The organism is Brevibacillus laterosporus DSM 25 (assembly GCF_002706795.1).
GTDB lineage: Bacteria > Bacillota > Bacilli > Brevibacillales > Brevibacillaceae > Brevibacillus_B > Brevibacillus_B laterosporus.
In genome coordinates, this window is the sequence record NZ_CP017705.1 from 3,590,781 (window position 1) to 3,609,309 (window position 18,529).

General features: G+C 42.0%; 14 protein-coding genes. 12 read left to right on the forward strand and 2 right to left on the reverse strand.

Features of this window, described 5'->3' with window-relative positions; all coding sequences use genetic code 11:
- Nucleotides 1–103 precede the first annotated feature (103 nt).
- Entirely contained in the window at nucleotides 104–2,287 is a 2,184-nt protein-coding gene (locus BrL25_RS17065; RefSeq protein WP_018672209.1) for a RelA/SpoT family protein, read from the forward strand.
- A 112-nt stretch (nucleotides 2,288–2,399) separates the two neighbouring features.
- Nucleotides 2,400–2,837 carry a D-aminoacyl-tRNA deacylase gene (gene dtd, locus BrL25_RS17070; RefSeq protein ID WP_018672208.1) on the forward strand — a complete coding sequence of 146 codons (438 nt, stop codon included), beginning with the start codon at nucleotides 2,400–2,402 and terminating at the stop codon, nucleotides 2,835–2,837.
- 100 nt (nucleotides 2,838–2,937) lie between these two features.
- Here the strand turns inward: dtd and BrL25_RS17075 are convergent, their stop codons facing one another.
- Complete coding sequence (locus BrL25_RS17075) at nucleotides 2,938–4,833, reverse strand: N-acetylmuramoyl-L-alanine amidase family protein (RefSeq protein ID WP_018672207.1); 1,896 nt, start codon at nucleotides 4,831–4,833, stop codon at nucleotides 2,938–2,940.
- Nucleotides 4,834–5,005: 172 nt separating this feature from the next.
- Between BrL25_RS17075 and BrL25_RS25230 the strand changes: the two genes are divergently transcribed.
- From BrL25_RS25230 to BrL25_RS17100, 6 genes are all read left to right on the forward strand, one after another.
- Entirely contained in the window at nucleotides 5,006–5,179 is a 174-nt protein-coding gene (locus BrL25_RS25230) for a hypothetical protein (protein ID WP_018672206.1), read from the forward strand.
- A gap of 257 nt (nucleotides 5,180–5,436) precedes the next feature.
- Nucleotides 5,437–6,939 carry a coproporphyrinogen III oxidase gene (locus BrL25_RS17080; RefSeq protein WP_018672205.1) on the forward strand — a complete coding sequence of 501 codons (1,503 nt, stop codon included), beginning with the start codon at nucleotides 5,437–5,439 and terminating at the stop codon, nucleotides 6,937–6,939.
- Between the two features lie 426 nt (nucleotides 6,940–7,365).
- Nucleotides 7,366–8,631, forward strand: a complete 1,266-nt coding sequence (hisS, locus tag BrL25_RS17085; RefSeq protein WP_018672204.1) for a histidine--tRNA ligase — start codon at nucleotides 7,366–7,368, stop codon at nucleotides 8,629–8,631.
- A 51-nt stretch (nucleotides 8,632–8,682) separates the two neighbouring features.
- Nucleotides 8,683–10,479, forward strand: a complete 1,797-nt coding sequence (aspS, locus tag BrL25_RS17090) for an aspartate--tRNA ligase (protein ID WP_018672203.1) — start codon at nucleotides 8,683–8,685, stop codon at nucleotides 10,477–10,479.
- Between the two features lie 311 nt (nucleotides 10,480–10,790).
- Nucleotides 10,791–11,546 carry a tRNA threonylcarbamoyladenosine dehydratase gene (locus BrL25_RS17095; RefSeq protein WP_018672202.1) on the forward strand — a complete coding sequence of 252 codons (756 nt, stop codon included), beginning with the start codon at nucleotides 10,791–10,793 and terminating at the stop codon, nucleotides 11,544–11,546.
- A 348-nt stretch (nucleotides 11,547–11,894) separates the two neighbouring features.
- Nucleotides 11,895–13,211, forward strand: a complete 1,317-nt coding sequence (locus BrL25_RS17100; RefSeq protein ID WP_018672201.1) for an AAA family ATPase — start codon at nucleotides 11,895–11,897, stop codon at nucleotides 13,209–13,211.
- Nucleotides 13,212–13,532: 321 nt separating this feature from the next.
- Here the strand turns inward: BrL25_RS17100 and BrL25_RS25235 are convergent, their stop codons facing one another.
- Nucleotides 13,533–13,706, reverse strand: a complete 174-nt coding sequence (locus BrL25_RS25235; RefSeq protein ID WP_018672200.1) for a hypothetical protein — start codon at nucleotides 13,704–13,706, stop codon at nucleotides 13,533–13,535.
- A 112-nt stretch (nucleotides 13,707–13,818) separates the two neighbouring features.
- Between BrL25_RS25235 and cymR the strand changes: the two genes are divergently transcribed.
- The 4 genes from cymR (at nucleotide 13,819) to BrL25_RS17120 (ending at nucleotide 18,519) form a co-directional block, all read left to right on the forward strand.
- Entirely contained in the window at nucleotides 13,819–14,238 is a 420-nt protein-coding gene (gene cymR, locus BrL25_RS17105; RefSeq protein ID WP_003338326.1) for a cysteine metabolism transcriptional regulator CymR, read from the forward strand.
- A gap of 29 nt (nucleotides 14,239–14,267) precedes the next feature.
- Nucleotides 14,268–15,410: a cysteine desulfurase family protein gene (locus BrL25_RS17110; protein WP_018672199.1), complete on the forward strand. Its 1,143-nt coding sequence runs from the start codon at nucleotides 14,268–14,270 to the stop codon at nucleotides 15,408–15,410.
- A 258-nt stretch (nucleotides 15,411–15,668) separates the two neighbouring features.
- Nucleotides 15,669–17,933: an SF1B family DNA helicase RecD2 gene (recD2, locus tag BrL25_RS17115; RefSeq protein WP_018672198.1), complete on the forward strand. Its 2,265-nt coding sequence runs from the start codon at nucleotides 15,669–15,671 to the stop codon at nucleotides 17,931–17,933.
- Between the two features lie 85 nt (nucleotides 17,934–18,018).
- Nucleotides 18,019–18,519 (forward strand): PRC-barrel domain-containing protein, encoded by a 501-nt coding sequence (locus BrL25_RS17120; protein WP_018672197.1) that lies wholly within the window; start codon nucleotides 18,019–18,021, stop codon nucleotides 18,517–18,519.
- The last annotated feature ends 10 nt before the right edge of the window (nucleotides 18,520–18,529 follow it).

Consider the following 18,529-nt stretch of genomic DNA (forward strand, 5'->3'; position numbering starts at 1 on the left):
TTACCTTTACATTCTCCCTTTCATACCAGATAATAAAAGGTAATACGTTTAAGGGAAAGATAGACGGTTTTCATCTTCAGAGTGAAGATTAAGGAAGGGAAATATGACTACGGGCATCGAGGAAATTTTAAGCAAAGCGAATAGCTATATGTCAAACGAGGACGTTACTATGCTGGAGCGTGCCTATGATTTAGCGCGCAAAGCTCACGAGGGCCAAGTGCGTAAATCTGGGGTGCCTTATATTATGCATCCGATTGCAGTTGCAGGCATTTTGACGGATATGCACATGGATGCAGTAACTGTTGCTGCCGGTTTTCTCCATGATGTTGTGGAAGATACCGAAATTACGCTAGACAACTTACGTAAGGAATTCGGGTCAGAGGTAGCACATCTGGTAGACGGAGTCACAAAGCTAGAAAAAATTAAATACAAATCCAAAGAAGAGCAGTTAGCAGAGAACCATCGAAAAATGCTTGTAGCCATGGCACAAGATATTCGGGTCATTTTAATTAAATTGGCGGACCGTTTGCATAATATGCGTACGTTACGTCATATGTCCGAAGAAAAGCAGCGTGAAATATCGGATGAAACGCTAGAAATCTTTGCACCACTGGCTCATCGCCTTGGTATTGCTTTTGTAAAGTGGGAGCTAGAGGATACGGCTCTTCGCTATTTGAATCCACAGCAATATTATCGGATTGTAAATCTCATGCAGAAGAAACGGACGGAGCGCGAGGAATACATTTCAGAAGCAAAAGCAATGATTACGGATAAGTTAGATGAGCTGCATATTGAAGCAGAGATTGCTGGTAGACCTAAGCATATCTATAGCATCTACAAAAAGATGGTGTCACAAAATAAGCAGTTTAACGAAATCTATGACCTGCTTGCTTTACGTATCATTGTGAATGATATTCGTGATTGTTACGCTGTCCTTGGAATTGTGCACACTTTGTGGAAGCCTATGCCAGGACGATTCAAAGATTATATTGCTATGCCAAAAGCCAACATGTATCAATCGCTGCATACCACTGTAATCGGTCCTAAGGGTGAACCATTGGAAGTGCAAATTCGTACATGGGAGATGCATCGTACAGCTGAGATTGGTATCGCTGCTCACTGGGCCTATAAAGAGGGCAAAGGAGAAGTGCAGGGCTCTTTTGAAGAGAAGATTGGTAATCTCCGTGAGATTATTCAAGGTGGACAAGAAGAGACACCGAATGCCCAAGAATTCATGGAATCGCTCAAGCAGGATCTGTTTTCTGATACGGTGTTTGTCTTTACACCAAAGGGTGATGTGGTGGAGCTTCCTAAAGGCTCGGTTCCTTTGGACTTTGCCTATCGCATACATTCAGCTGTCGGCAATCGAACCATTGGAGCTAAAGTGAACGGAAAGATCGTTCCGCTTGATTTTGCGTTGCGTACAGGTGACATTATGGAAATCTTGACTTCCAAGCACTCATATGGCCCAAGTCAAGATTGGCTGAAAATAGCGAAGTCAGCCCATGCTCGTAATAAGATCAAGCAATGGTTTAAAAAAGAAAAGCGCGAAGAAAACGTTGCTAAAGGGCTATCAATGATTGAAGCTGAGGTAAAAGCACGTGGCTTTGATTTAAAAGAGACTATGACTGCTGAGAATGTAAAAGAGGCAGCAGCTAAGTTTAATTTTCAATCTGACGAAGATATGTACTCAGCTGTCGGTTATGGCGGGCTTACTTCTGCACAGGTTGCAAATCGACTGACGGAAAAAATACGTAGAGATCGAGAAGAGCAACAACAACAGCAACAACAAGCTATTCAAGAATTTAAGTCTCATGCACCTACTCAGAAGCAAACCCGAAGCGACACAGGCATCCGCGTAGAAGGCGTGGATAATTTGTTGACTCGTATTTCCCGATGTTGTTCGCCGGTTCCAGGGGATGACATTATTGGCTTCATTACGAGAGGACGGGGAGTCTCCATTCATCGCAAGGATTGCCCGAATGTGACGGTAGAAGAAAGCGATCGACTCATTCCTGTACAATGGGAAGGTGACCAGAGACAAAACTACAATGTAGACATTGAAATTACTGGCCATGATCGCACAGGCTTGTTAAACGACGTGTTACATGTAGTTGGGGAGACGAAAACCAATATTGCTGCCGTGAGTGGCAAAGCGGATCGCAATCGGGTGGCTACTATCAACATGACAATCTGTATTAACAATATAGATCATCTACACCGAGTGGTAGAACGAATCAAGCGTATCAAAGACATTTATTCTGTTCGTCGAATTCTAAATACCTAACATATCCTTATTTTTAAATGACAGACAGTGGTTCCTTGGGGACGCTGTCTTTTCTTTCATAAACAAGGAATGCATACATAAATTTAAAACAATAGAACCGGAGTGATAAGTAGTGCGAGTCGTTGTCCAAAAAGCAAAAGCATCAAGTGTGTCCGTAAATGGAGATGTAGTCGGTAAAATTGAGCAAGGACTGGTTTTACTAGTTGGTATTACGCATGAGGACACAATAAAAGACGTGGAGTTTGTAGCAGATAAGGTAGCGAATTTGCGGATTTTTGAAGACGAGGAAGGTAAAATGAATTACTCTGTCCAGGAAACAGGAGGGCAAATTTTATCAATTTCCCAATTTACTTTATACGGGGATTGCCGAAAAGGTCGTCGCCCTAACTTCATGGCGGCTGCCCGTCCAGAAGTTGCTGAACCATTATACGACCAATTTAATGAGGTGCTACGAAGTAAAGGGCTTCAAGTAGAGACGGGGCGTTTTGGTGCAATGATGGATGTGCAGATTCATAATCATGGACCTGTAACGTTAATTGTTGAAAGTTAATGATAGATGAAACAAAGGGTCTAGCCGATTAATTAAGCTACACACATAGAAAGAAAGCAGCTAGTCCATGGCGGACCAGCTGCTTTTTTGTGTGAAAAAACTAATTTGGATAAACCTGGAAGTAACGCAGTACGCCTCGGAACAACCCTTCAGCTGCATTTTGCTGATGTTGATCATCACGTAAGTTAGCTTCTTCTTGTGGATTTGTCATAAAGCCGACTTCAGCAAGAATAGCGGGTTTTGGATTTTCCCGAATGACATGAAAATCGCCGAATCTGGATGTTAAATCTTTATATTGAGTCGTTGAAACGATCTCTTTTTGAGTCAATTGGGCTAATTCCATCGAGTTTCCTTTGTGATAGTAAAAAATGATGGTCCCATTGGTGGCTGCATTAGGATGTGTATTGTGATGGACACTTACAAACATATCCGCATTGTTTTGTACAGCAACTTGAACACGTTGTTCCAACGTGAGAGTTGTATCATCGGAACGAGTCATAATTACACGTGCTCCAGAAGCTTCTAGGCGTTGTTTTAGCTTTAGAGCAACCTGTAGGTTAATTTCTTTTTCAAACGTCTTGTATGTCGTCCCTACAGCCCCACTGTCTGTTCCACCGTGTCCAGGATCTACTACAATCAATTTGCCTCGTGCTTCATTACCGGTTAAAGGAGGCAGATTGGCTATATCTGTTGATTCCTTTTGAACAACCCAGCTAGCAATATAGGCTGTTGAATTATCTTTTAGGCGAATTTGATACCAATCGCCTTCTGTTTTGATTACCGAATAGCTTTCTCCTGGTTGTACATTACCTACGGGCTCGTATTCGGTGCCTGGGCCAGAACGAACATTTGTGCCTTCGTTTAATACCTTGATTTTCAGTTCTGATTGATTACTAGGTACTGAGGGCTGAAGGGAGTTTTGGTTCTTATGTTCATTTGGGTCAACTACTCCAAGCGTGGGAGGAGCAACAGTTGATTTAGTAACCAACCAGCTGGCAATCCAGCCTGTTTTCCCATCCGGCGTTTTTACCTGAAACCAGTTGTTGCTTTGAGACAATACCGGTAGTACCACTCCGTTATTTACTTGGGTAAGGACTTGGCTTGTTGTATTAGCTTGACTTCGAATGTTTACATTATTTGCAGTTACCTTCACCGTAGAGCTTGATGAAGCAGGATTCGGCTGTGTCGGAGGAGGTGTTATCTGTCCAGTTTTAGGAGCTGTTGGATTGGCGATCCAAGCTGTTGTCCCATTGTATAAGATTTGATCCCACCCATTTGACTCCGAATATTTACTTACCTGATCCCCTGCGCTTAACTGCCCGATAATCATGGCTGCGACATTAGGTTCTGCATACACGTTAGTTACTACAGAGATTTTAATACTACTGGTAGATGGAGGCTGCACAGTAGGCTCTACAGGTGGCAATACATTAGCAGGCTGATTGCTCTGATCTGGTGTAGTGACTGCTGGTGCTGTTGTTCCCGGTAGGGGTGCTGACGTAGCGGGCGGAGTAGCATGTTGCACAAACTTGGCGTTAATCCAGCCGGTTACTTTGTCAGACACCTGAATTTGTGCCCAGATGCCTTCCTTTTTAATCATTTTGTAGCTTTTTGTCTTGTCCATTACTTGGATGATTTGAGCATCTGAATTGGGTGCAGTCCGAATGTTCAACATATCGACCGTACTCTTTAAATAAATCACCTTTGGTGGTTGAGGAGCTGCTTTAATCTCCTGAAGGTATGTATTTATTCCCCAGCCTTGCTTACCATTCGGTAATTTTACCTGTATCCATTTATCTTTTTTTGATATAACGGTTAGTTTTGTCGACTTAGGCACGGAACTTACGAGTTGATAGTTGGTTCCTGGACCAGAGCGAATGTTTAAATTATCGGCTGTTACCTGCACCTGGCTTGCTGCCCAGACCATTTGGAAGGGGGCGACCAAGCTAGTGAGACACGTTGCAAGCCCGATAATCATCTTCTTGCGAGAAAACACGTTTGTCCCATCCTTTCTGTTTTTCATTTATTCCGACGTGCGGAAAATCAATTTTTCCATAAAACAATAATCTTCTTCATAGGTCGTATACTTTCCTGCAACTTTCGACATTTTTTTTGAGATGCATGCAAATCTTCCCATGCGGAAACAATAGTGCAAGGAGGGATTAAGCATGCGCCAATCCAATAAAGAACGTTTCGCTCAAGAATTAAACCGTCAAATTTTTTCTGTTGATTTTCATGATTTCTTGCAAAAAGAAGCCATTTTAAACGATGTAGAAATGTCACAGGAGTTTCATATCAGCATCCGCGAGGTACAAGAGCTACGTCGGCGTGCTAAACACTAGAAAGTGGCGAAAAGCTGTTCAAGTGTTCAGGAATCAGGCTAGTTTAGGTTGAGAGCTTCATGTAGCAAAAACCAATGATCCAATAATCTCATGTACTCCCTTTTTCGCATGTATCGTGCCAAAATCGTTCTTATGCAACGAACGGCTTTCTAAATCCGTCCACCTTTAATGAGAACAGTTGGTTCCTTCTCTGAAATTGACCACCTTATGTTGGTAAGGTAAGATGAGAAGGATTGCGAAAGAAGCAGGTGAAGAACATGTTGCAAATTAAATGCGTGGGTCATCAGTTCGAACGTGAAATCGGCTTTATTGCCGCACTGTTCTATGAAGATCCCGCAATTCATTATGTACAAGACTGGGAAAATTGCTCCCATCGTGATAGTAAGATAGAGCTTTGTTGTGAGTCGCAAGACGATGGAGTCCATGCTACCGGACATCTTTTGTTTGCCGATCAAAAGCATACATTTGAGTACGATCGTCCCTATAAGGAGCTTTCCGAAAAAGGTATGCGCAAAACAGCGAAGCAAGCAATTAGCTATACGCTATTAACTTTACTGGAGCGTCATACCGGAATGGAACAGGGGTGGGGCATTTTAACCGGTATTCGACCGACTAAATTATTGCACAAGATGCTACAATCTGGGTTGAGTCGCGAGGAGACTCATCGTCAATTACGAGAAGACTACATGGTTCGCCCTCACAAACTACAGCTCTTACAAGAGATAGTGGATCGTCAGCTACATGTTGTTCCTGATTTATATCAAATAGATCGGGAAGTCTCTGTCTACATTGGAATTCCATTCTGCCCAACAAAATGTGCATATTGTACGTTTCCAGCTTATGCGATTGGTGTGCATCGTCAGAATGTAAATCCATTTTTGGCAGGTTTACATGAAGAGATTCGCTCAATAGGTGATTGGTTGACCCGCCAGAACTTGGTAATCACCTCCATTTACTTTGGCGGAGGTACACCTACCAGTATTACTGCTGACGAGTTAGACGCACTTTTTGTTACACTTTATAAGCATTTTCCTCATATGGACAAAGTACGTGAACTAACGGTAGAAGCTGGAAGACCAGATACCATCACTCCTGATAAAATTGAGATCATGAAAAAGTGGAAGGTTGACCGCATCAGCATCAATCCGCAGTCGTTTACGCAAGAAACCTTGCAAGCGATTGGTCGACACCATACAGTCGAGGAAACAGTGGATAAATATAATTTGGCCATGGAGATGGGTGTAACCAACATTAATATGGATTTGATCATAGGTTTGCCAAATGAAGGGATGCAGGAAATGAAGCATTCACTTCAGGAAGTAGAAAAGCTTATGCCTACTTCTCTAACCGTTCATACTCTCTCGTTTAAACGTGCATCGGAAATGACGCAAAATAAAGATAAATATCAGGTAGCCAGTCGTGAAGAGATACTAAACATGATGCAAGAGACCGAAGAATGGGCGAAGAAACAAGGGTATGTACCATACTATCTCTACCGACAAAAAAATATTTTAGGTAATCTTGAAAATGTTGGCTATGCGCTACGAGATCAAGATTCTATCTATAACATCGTTATGATGGAGGAGGTACAAACGGTTCTTGGCTTAGGCTGTGGAGCCGTCTCCAAATTGATGAGGCCTGGTAGCGGAATATTGTCGCGTTGGCCAAATCCAAAAGATCCTAAAACATATAATGATACGTATCAGCAGTTAATCGAGAAAAAACTGCAAGATTTAGATACGCTTTACTCTGATAAATAATTAGGTGATTGTATAGTTGACGCTCACTCTCGATTTTGCTATGATCTGTAATATATTTTGATCTGATGACGGGACCAAGTAACCTTTAGACGAATAGCTAGAGAGGAAGCATCGTGGCTGAAAGTGCTTCTCTATTACGATTAGGTGAATGACCTCCCTGAAGACCCCAGTGAAAGATAGCGTTGCTACGAGTAACTGTAAGGCGCGGCATCGGCGTTACGATGAGAATGAAGTGGGATATGATTACATATATATCCAAGCAGGGTGGCACCACGGGAGAATATAATCTCTCGTCCCTGACATGTACGTAAGTTGGGCATGTCAAGGACGGGAGATTTTTTGTGTTTTCTAACAATTATTTTTCCTGACTTGCCCCTGTACGGATTTTTTATATAGCACGTAAAAAACAAAAAAGGAGAGACTCACATGGCGAAAATCCAAATTCCACGTGGTACACAAGACATTATGCCGGGCACGGTGGAGCTTTGGCAGCACATCGAAGGGAAGATGCGAGACCTTTGCACACGCTACAATTACCAAGAAATTCGAACGCCAATATTTGAGCAGACAGAACTGTTCCGACGAGGCGTAGGTGAGACTACGGATGTAGTGGAAAAAGAGATGTACAGTGTTGAATCCCGTGGAGAAGGAGATTTCACCTTACGTCCGGAAGGTACGGCAGGGGTAGTACGCTCTTACGTGGAGAAAAAGCTGTATGGTGTACCTAATCAACCTACTAAGTTATATTACTTAGGACCAATGTTCCGGCATGAACGTCCACAGGCAGGTCGATTCCGCCAATTTGTTCAATTCGGAGTTGAAGCAATCGGCTCAGCAGATCCTGCAATTGATGCTGAAGTAATTGCTGTAGCGATGCGTATCTATCAAGAATTAGGGCTTACAGGTTTGTCCGTAGAGATAAACAGTGTAGGAACTCTAGAAGATCGTGCTCGTCACCGTGGAGCATTGCTTGAGGTTCTAAATGGTGTACGAGATGAGCTTTGTGAAGATTGTCAATCCCGAATTGATCGGAATCCTTTACGCGTTCTGGATTGCAAAAATAAAAAATGTCAAACCCTTACAAAAGATGCCCCTTCTATTTTAGATTATCTAAGCGATGAATCTAAACAGCATTTTGAAGAGGTACAGGCATACCTTACCGCAATTCATATTCCATTCCACATTAATCCGCGTATGGTACGTGGTCTTGATTATTACACGCTGACTGCTTTCGAAATTAAAATGGCAGAGATCGGTGCGGTTGAAACATTGTGTGGTGGTGGGCGCTATAATGGGCTAGTTGCAGAGATCGGCGGCGAAGATATGCCAGGTATTGGTTTTGCGATGAGTATTGAGCGCTTGATAATGGCTCTAGAATCGCAAAATATTCAATTACCAATAGAAAAAGGGCTAGATGCCTACATCGTCATGCAATCCGAAACAGCGAAAACGAAGGCATTCCAGTTACTAGATGATCTGCGTAATAAAGGTGTTAAAGCAGAGATGGATTATTTAGGTCGTAAAATGAAGGGCCAATTAAAAGCAGCGGATCGTGTAGAAGCAAAGTATGCTGCTATCATTGGTGAATCAGAGCTGGAAAAAGGCGTAGTCATGCTAAAAGAACTAGCGACTGGAGAACAGCAAGAAGTTAGTTTTGCAGAAGCAAGCGATTGGCTCTTGGCTAAACGTTAAGGATAAAGAAAAACAATTGAACGAAACATTTACCTATTGGAGGGACCATCGATGAAATTTGATGTGCGCACTGTCTATTGTGGCGAAGTAACCAAAGAACATGTAGAGCAAGAGATTATTTTAAATGGTTGGGTTCAAAAGCGCCGTGACCTAGGTGGCGTTATCTTTATTGATCTGCGTGATCGTACAGGAATTTGCCAAGTGGTGTTTAACCCAGAAGTGAATAAAGAGGCATGGCAAAAAGCAGATCGTGTGCGTAGCGAGTATGTTTTATCTGTAAAAGGTAAATTGGTACATCGTGGACCCGAAGCCGTTAATCCGAAAATCAAAACTGGTGAATACGAAATGCTTGCAACGGAGATTACCATCCTAAATGACGCTAAAACCCCTCCGTTCTTAATTGAAGATGAGATTGAAGTAGATGAGCAGGTTCGTCTAAAATATCGCTATTTGGACCTTCGTCGTCCCGAAATGCAGAAAGCATTCTACTTACGTTCAAAAGCGACAAAAGCGTTCCGTGATTTCTTGGATCAAAAGGGTTTCTTAGATATTGAAACGCCAATGCTTACGAAGAGCACGCCAGAGGGAGCGCGTGATTATCTGGTACCATCCCGTGTACACCCAGGTGAATTCTATGCATTGCCGCAGTCTCCTCAGCTTTTTAAACAGTTATTAATGGTTTCAGGATTCGAGCGTTACTATCAAATCGTACGTTGTTTCCGTGACGAAGACTTGCGCGCTGACCGTCAACCAGAATTCACTCAAATCGACATTGAAACATCCTTCATACCAATGGAACAGCTATTGCCGATGATGGAGGAAATGGTTCAATATGTATTTGAACAAACAGTTGGTACAGACGTAGGGACATCATTCCCACGCTTAACGTATGCAGAAGCGATGGATCGTTTTGGCTCTGACAAACCAGATATTCGTTTTGGTATGGAGTTGACCAACGTATCAGATCTTGTAAAAGATAGCGGTTTTAAAGTGTTTGCAAGCACAGTTGAGACTGGTGGGCAAGTAAAAGCAATCAATGCAAAAGGCTGCGGACATTATTCCCGTAAAGATGTTGATGATCTAGGCAAGTTCGCTTCTCGTTATGGAGCTAAAGGTCTAGCGTGGATTGCATTTAAAGATGGCGAAGTTAAAGGGCCAATCGCTAAATTCTTCTCTGAAGAAGAAATAACAGCAATAAAAGAACGCTTGCTAGTAGAAGAAGGCGATCTTTTGTTGTTCGTAGCTGATAAACCGAAAGTAGTAGCAGATTCTCTAGGTGCTCTTCGTAGCAAGCTAGGTGCAGAATTAGGCTTAATTGACCACAGTAAGTTTGCTTTCTTATGGGTAGTAGATTTCCCATTAGTGGAGTGGGATGAAGAAGCTAAACGTTATGTAGCTTTGCACCATCCATTCACTCGTCCAAAAGACGAAGATTTGCATCTATTTGAAACAGACCCAGGTGCGATTCGCGCACAAGCTTACGACTTGGTTCTAAATGGTTATGAACTAGGCGGCGGCTCCATGCGTATCTACAAGCGCGACGTACAAGAGAAAATGTTTACTGCCCTTGGATTTAGTCAAGAAGAAGCAAAAGAGCAGTTTGGTTTCTTGATGGATGCGTTTGAATATGGTACACCTCCACATGGTGGTATCGCTCTAGGTCTAGACCGTTTGGTAATGCTACTTGCTGGACGTACAAATTTACGTGAAGTAATTGCTTTCCCTAAAACAGCAAGCGCAAGTGACCTAATGGTTAATGCACCGAGTGAAGTAGATGTGAATCAATTAAAACAGCTATTTATCGCTACTATTGAAGAAGAGAAAAAAGAAGAAGTAACCAACAAGTAAAATTACTTGGGTAAATGGGTCCAACCAAGGCAAAACGTCTTTTGGTTGGACCTGTTTTTTTGTTTGCTTTGTAGAATTCAATATGCTAGCATATGTCTGATCGCGATCTACTTAGAGTCCTAGTGGAATAATAGGAATTGAATATAAGCCTATTGATAGGTATAATCGGAATGTCACTATTTTTATGATTGTATAAAAAGTATAAATCTGAGAAGATTACTAGGTCATATATCTATGACAGGAAAGTATGTAATTTATGGATAGAATGTTACTTACCAAAATAGATGAATGTAGGAAAGGTTGTTAGTGAAATGTTGCATCAATTCTCGCGTTGTGAACTGGCATTTGGTCCAGAGGGCTTGGAGAAAATGAGAAACAGTACCGTTGCTGTGCTTGGTGTCGGTGGGGTAGGGTCTTTTACAGTAGAAGCTCTAGCACGTACTGGTGTAGGAAAACTGATCCTGATTGATAAAGATGACGTAGACATTACAAACATTAATAGACAGATTCATGCTACTCTACACACGGTTGGTCAACAAAAAACGGAACTAATGAAAGAGCGTATCCACTCTATTAATCCAGAGTGTGAGGTAGTGACACTCCAGATGTTTTATGACGATGAAACAGCTCCACGTCTATTTGAGCATAAGCTAGATTATATTGTTGATGCGATGGATACAGTGTCTGCAAAAATTCATGTGATTCTAGAAGCAAAGAAACGTAATATCCCGATCATCTCAAGTATGGGGGCAGCTAACAAGATGGACCCAACACGTTTTCAAGTGGAGGACATCTCTAAAACCAGTTATGATCCTATTGCCAAGGTAATTCGTCGTGAGCTGAAGAAGCAACGCATTTATAAGGGTGTTAAAGTAGTATATTCTAAAGAGATCCCTGTAACAATTCGTACGGATGTACGGGAACAGATTGTTCAAAATCCTGATTCCCCTATTCGCAAAGTAAAACAACCGCCGGCAAGTAACGCCTTTGTGCCATCTGTGGCAGGTTTGATTTTAGCTAGTGTGGTGGTCCAGGATTTAATTGGTTGGGTACCGAAAAAAGGATAGTAAATAGGATTCCTATACAGTAGGATGTGTTTTACAAAAAAGTGACTAACAATGATGTAATGGATAGCGCAGAGGCCCACGGGCTTTTCTGCGCTACTTTCTTTACGGAATGGAAGTTAACGTGGTATGGCTAGTATTCAATTGTGATCTATACATGCTGTATAGGATTCAAGATAATGACTTGATTCTACTAACAATCAGCCAGCGAAATTGTTTGTCATCCAAAACTTGGCGTAACTTGTTTTTCTAAGTAAAATGAACAGGAATGATTACATCTCAAGGTTATGGTAACAAAAGACAGATTATAGTTGCAAATAGTTGAAGAAACCAGATTGGGGGTTGAGAAGGATGGATTTATTTTCTTTCGCCCATGAACAGGAAGATTCTAAAGGGCGTACCAAGCCGCTTGCGGCACGAATGAGACCAAAAAACCTAGATGAAGTAGTTGGCCAACAACATATACTAGCCAAAGGATCGTTGCTTCGGAGAGCTATTGAAGCGGACCAAATCTCTTCTTTAATTTTCTACGGACCTCCGGGCACGGGAAAAACAACCTTAGCAAAAGTCATAGCCCGTACAACCAAATCCCATTTCAGTGAATTAAATGCGGTTACTGCGGGGGTAGCAGACATTCGGCGGATCGTTGAGGAAGCGAAAGATCGCTTGGTAATGAATAATCAGCGTACTACGTTATTTATTGATGAGATCCACCGTTTTAATAAATCTCAACAGGATGCGCTCCTACCTTATGTAGAAGAGGGAACAGTCATTTTGATTGGGGCAACAACGGAGAATCCCTTTTTCGAAGTGAATGCAGCCTTGCTCTCACGTTCTCAAATTTTTTCCTTACAATCCCTAACAGATGAGGATTTAGGGCAAGTTATTGATAGAGCATTAACTGATGAGCTTGAAGGACTTGGAGAATTACGGGTTCAAATCAAACCAGAAGCGAGAGAACATTTGATTCACTACGCAGAAGGGGACGCTCGTCGCTTATTAAATGCACTGGAATTAGCAGCTACGACCACACCATTAAATGAAGCAGGAGAGATCGTTATTACACTGGATGTGGCAGTAGAATCTATTCAGCGTAGAGCTGTTCGCTACGATAAAAGTGGTGATAATCATTACGATACCATCTCTGCTTTTATAAAGTCGATTAGAGGGTCTGATCCAGATGGTGCTCTTTACTGGTTAGCTCGGATGATTGATGCAGGTGAAGATCCACGATTTATAGCGCGTCGCTTAATAATTTCCGCATCAGAAGATATCGGTAATGCTGATCCTCAAGCGTTATCCGTAGCTGTAGCTTGCTTTCAAGCGTTGGAATTGATTGGTATGCCGGAAGGGCGCATTTCCTTAGGGCAAGCCACCACGTATCTTGCGACTGCACCGAAAAGTAATGCAGCGTATATGGGAATTAATCAAGCACTTATGCATGTACAAAAAGAAGGGCATAAGCCTGTACCTGTTCACTTACGGGATCGGCATTATAAAGGGGCTGCGAAATTAGGTCACGGGGAAGGGTATCTATATCCCCATAATTATCCCGAAGGCTATGTGAAACAGCAGTATTTGCCTGAAGGTGTAGAAGAGAAATTTTATCAACCTAAACAGATAGGATATGAGGCAGAAATTCAAAAGCGTCAAGCATCTCGAAATTAACCCCTATTATTCCGATGCCTTTACATTCTTTTGGGAAAAGTTTATATTTATCGTAATAAAAAACAACTAGAGCGTAGTGATCAATTTCTTTGTTTTGGATAAAAAGAAGAACTTCGACCCTCTGAACAAGAGAGATCGAAGTAATAGCATGCGAGAAGGGTTTCTTACAGAGTATACATGTGACTCTTGTTTCTACATGCAACATGTACTTGTAGGAATGAATATTTTTTAAAAAAATAATGATAAAAGGAATCTTGTCGGGAAAGTACAAAGCTTTAGTATTTAGTAAGGCAATAGAAGACCGGTTCATTCTTGTTGCTTTTACGTCCGTACATTTCCGCCCGGTTTATTCGGTAAATCTCCGTTCTCATTTGGTTGCTTGCTAGTTTTGCTTGCACCAAATCTTGCTTTGTGAGCAATGGTTCCTGCTGGTACTTCATAAAGAACGTCAGATGGATGGTTTCGTCCACGTTCGGAACGCTTATTGGTTGCCATATAAGCTCACCTCCCTGACCATATTTTGACCAAAAGAAAGCGACTCATGTGCTACAATTTCAGGGAAGTTTGTCAGAGACGTACAGTGAAACATAGAGGAGAGTTGTTAACGTTGAAAATTTCGACTAAGGGACGCTACGGCTTAACTATTATGATGGAGCTAGCCACCCGTCATGGGGACGGGCCTATTTCATTGAAAAGCATTGCTCAGCGCCATGAATTATCTGAGCATTATTTAGAGCAGTTAATTGCTCCCCTGCGGAATGCAGGGTTGGTAAAAAGCATTCGAGGAGCTTATGGTGGCTATGTACTCTCCAAATCACCTGACGATATTACGTCGGGAGATATTTTGCGAGTGCTAGAAGGTCCAATTAGTCCTGTAGAGTTTGCAGAAGAAGAGGACCCAGCAAAGCGTTATCTATGGCTGCGCATTCGAGATAGTATAACGTCTGTAATTGACTCCACTACGCTGCGGGACCTCATCAATTATCAAGATGACGGACGCACTGATAATTATATGTTCTACATTTAGTGTTAGATTACAAAGTAGGGGATTAGAACATGAACTCATACGTATATTTGGATAATGCAGCAACGACTCCTGTTCATCCACAAGTGATACTGGCCATGCAACCATATTTCTCTGAGATTTATGGAAATCCATCCAGTATTCATGGGTTTGGTCGTGAAGCACGCAAAGCAATGGAAAAAGCACGGGAAACAATTGCTGATTTTCTGGGGGCTGATCCCAGTCAAATCATTTTTACCAGCGGTGGTACGGAAGCTGATAATATGGCATTGATCGGTGGAGCGCTTGCTAATGAACAAAAAGGTAAGCATATCATTACAACTCAGATTGAGCATCATGCGGTATTACATGCTTGTGAGCATCTCGAACGAATGGGATTTGAAGTAACCTATTTACCAGTGGATGAATTGGGGATGGTCAGCTTAGATGATATAAAAAAAGCAATACGACCTGATACCATTTTAGTCTCCATTATGTATGGAAACAATGAGGTAGGGACAATTCAACCTATCCAAGAAATAGGTAGCTTTTTGCAGGATCAAGGGATTCTGTTCCATTCAGATTGTGTACAAGCTTTTGGATTATTGCGCATCAAGGCAAATGAGCTACCTGTGGATCTGATTTCTTTATCTGCCCATAAAATCAATGGACCAAAAGGTGTAGGTGCTTTGTGCATGGGACGTAAAATCACAATTACTCCATACTTACACGGGGGAGCACAAGAACGTAAGCGACGGGCAGGAACAGAAAATCTAGCTGGTATTGTTGGATTTGCTCAAGCAATCGAGCTCATACGCTCCGACCGTGAAGAGCGTCGCCAAAAATACTTAGATATGCGCCAAGCTATGCTACAGGCTTTTAGTGAAGCAGGTATTGCATTTGAGGTAAATGGTCATGATGAACAATTTTTGCCCCATATTTTAAATGTTAGCTTTCTAGGAGTAAATACTGAGACGATGCTGTTTAATCTAGATTTGGCGGGTATTGCAGCAGCTAGTGGTTCTGCATGTACATCAGGCTCGTTAGAGGTATCTCATGTGCTGACAGCGATGAATTTGTCCAAGGAGCGATCAGATTCAGCTATTCGCTTTAGTTTTGGCATGACCAACACAAAAGAAGAAGTGATAGCAGCAGCTCAAAAAATTGTGCAGATTGTAAAGCGCTTAGTAAAATAAAGTATAAATGTGCTTGTTGTTAAAGTCTTAGTTAGTTGTGAAAGGTTTGGAACGCTTGTTCGAATCAAGTTGTCAAAACCCTTTTCCTCAAAGTACAATAAAAGTAGCACACATCCACTATCACACCGGATAGTGGAATTTTTTTTACGATGGATGTTACTTACAGAAAATTTATCTGAAAAAAGTTCAACTAAGGCTTTGGTTGGCTCCAGAAGTCTTTCCAAAGTCAAGGTTTTTTAGAAAAGGAGGCGTACTACCGTGCAACAACAGGCCCTCCCGTTGTTTCGTGAGACCTACATTCGAGGACAAGTAAAACACGAAATATTTTATAACGAAGAGAACTGGTATGCCATCATTCGTTTTAAAGTGGAAGAGACAACGGAACCGATTAAAGATAAAGATGTCATTGTTGTAGGGCATTTTCCGCGTCCTCACGAGGATGAAACTTATACATTTTATGGTGAGTGGAAAGATCACCCGAAATATGGAAAGCAGTATGTAGCCGAACGCTACGAACGTGAAACACCAAAAACAAAATCAGGTATTGAAAAGTATTTAGCAAGTGGACTTTTTAGTGGAATTGGTAAGAAGCTGGCAAAGCGGATAGTGGAACATTTAGGGGTCGATGCACTTACCATCATTGCTGAAAACCCTGACGATCTGGCCGCCATTCCAGGTATCTCTCCCAAACGAGCTAAGCAGATCTATGAATCAGTTCTAGAGCATCAATCATTAGAGCGTACCATGGTCTTCTTATACGAGTTTGGGATTGGTGTCCATTTAGCTTTACGTATTTATCAAGCGTATAAGCATAATACAATGACGGTATTGACAGAAACTCCATATAAGCTCATTGAAGATGTGCAGGGCATTGGTTTTAAACGTGCAGACGAAATCGCTCTGTCGACAGGAATTGCCGCATCTTCCCCGGAACGAGTGATGGCAGCGTGTCTGTATGTTTTGCAGGAAACAGGTTATAGTGAGGGACATGTTTATTTTCCTCATGAAGAATTAATGGAGCGGGCTATTTCGCTATTAACAGAATGTGGTGGGCACGTTTTTGAGGTAGAAGATGTGCAGAGATCTATTGAACAATTAGTAATGGATAACAAAGTGCATTGGGAAGAGGAGCGCGTTTACCTTCCATCCTTATTTTTTGCAGAGATTGGACTGGCCAAACGACTTCATTATTTTGCTTCAAGAGAGAATCCTGATAGCTATCCTGCTTCTGAGTTTTACCAAGCTATCGGAAAAGTGGAAGAAGAATTAGGGATTAGCTATGCTTCTAAACAACGAGAAGCAGTAGAAAAAGCAATGGATTCAGGATTAATGCTACTGACTGGGGGGCCTGGTACGGGAAAAACAACAGTCATTAGGGGAATTTGCCATGTTTTTGCAAATTTGCAGGGAATTAGTTTGGACATGAAGAAATATGACACACAAGATAATCCCTTTCCCATTTTATTGGTAGCTCCTACTGGTAGGGCAGCAAAGCGTATGTCTGAGACGACAGGATTACCAGCTATGACGATCCATCGTCTTCTTGGGTGGAAGGGAGAGAGCTTTGAGCATGATCAAGATAATCCCGTTCGGGGCAAAATGATTATTATTGATGAGATGTCAATGGTGGATGTTTGGTTAGCTAACCAATTATTCCGCTGTCTCCCTAAGGACATAAATGTTGTAATGGTAGGCGACCCTGATCAATTGCCTTCTGTAGGCCCAGGCAATGTTTTGTTTGATATGCTGGAGTCAAATGTGATCCCGGTTGTCCAGTTGACAGATATTTATCGGCAGGCAGAAGAATCTTCTATTATTCAACTGGCTCATGACATTCGAGTGGGAAAAGTACCACAAGATTTACTTACTCCAACCCAAGATCGCAGATTTTTCACAACTTCGCCACAAAATGTTGTTGATGTTGTGAAACAAATCTGCTCCAGTTCCGTAAATAAAGGATATACAGCAAAAGATATACAGGTTCTTGCCCCCGTGTACAAAGGAGTAGCCGGTGTTAACCACATCAATGAAGAGCTACAGCTTTTGTTCAACCCGCCTTCGGAACAGAAGCGAGAGGTAACATTTGGTGAAACGGTTTTTCGGGTAAAAGACAAAGTACTTCAATTGGTAAATAATGCAGAAGAACAGGTATTCAACGGAGACATGGGAGAAGTTGTTGCCATTTTTCGTCCTACAGAAAATGAGGAGAATGAAGAGCAATTGGTGGTGTCCTTTGAAGGACGAGAGGTTGTATACCGCCGTTCACAATATCACCAACTTACTCTGGCGTACTGTTGCTCGGTGCATAAATCACAGGGTAGTGAATTTCCAATTGTTATTTTACCTTTAGTACGTAACTATTATCGAATGTTACGCAGAAAATTAATTTACACGGGTGTAACACGTAGCAAGTCATTTTTGCTAATGTGTGGTGATCCAGATGCTTTTCGCATTGCGGTGCAAAATGACGAGGAAGGGATTCGTTATAGCTACTTACAAGATCGGCTACGTTTGTACGGATAAAGGAAGGTATGGTTTAGGTGGAACAGTTTAGGTAGGATACAAGGGCATCTCAACTGTAATACTAACATAACGGGAGGAGATGCCCATGAAGAGAGCATTGGACGTAGTAGGCTTACCAGTTTTGGCCATGAACAGCGGCGAAGAAATTGGGATTGTCCGAGATATCCTCTGTGATCTTCACTTGCAAGTCATTGGTCTGGTTTTGCAAGAAGCAGGCTGGTTCCAGCAGGGACGCTACATTAATTCCAACCATATCGGTACAATCGGGGACGATTTCATCATTGTAGAGGACAAGCATGTTGTGACCTCAATGCGCCATCTAGATACGAATCAAATGTTCTGCCTATTTACAGGTGAACATGCACTAAAAGGAAAACAAGTTGTAACAAAGACCGGTGCTTGGCTGGGAAAAGTGGAAGATGTTTATTTTTCTGTTGACTGGGAAAGGATGGTAGGGTACGAGTTATCGGACGGTTGGATTGCCGATATTACCGAAGGGCGCAAGCGGATTATTGCAACGTCGCCTGTATCAATCGGAAACGAACACCTTATTATCCCCATGCACACCGGATTTAAGGCGCATTAGCGTTTAGGAG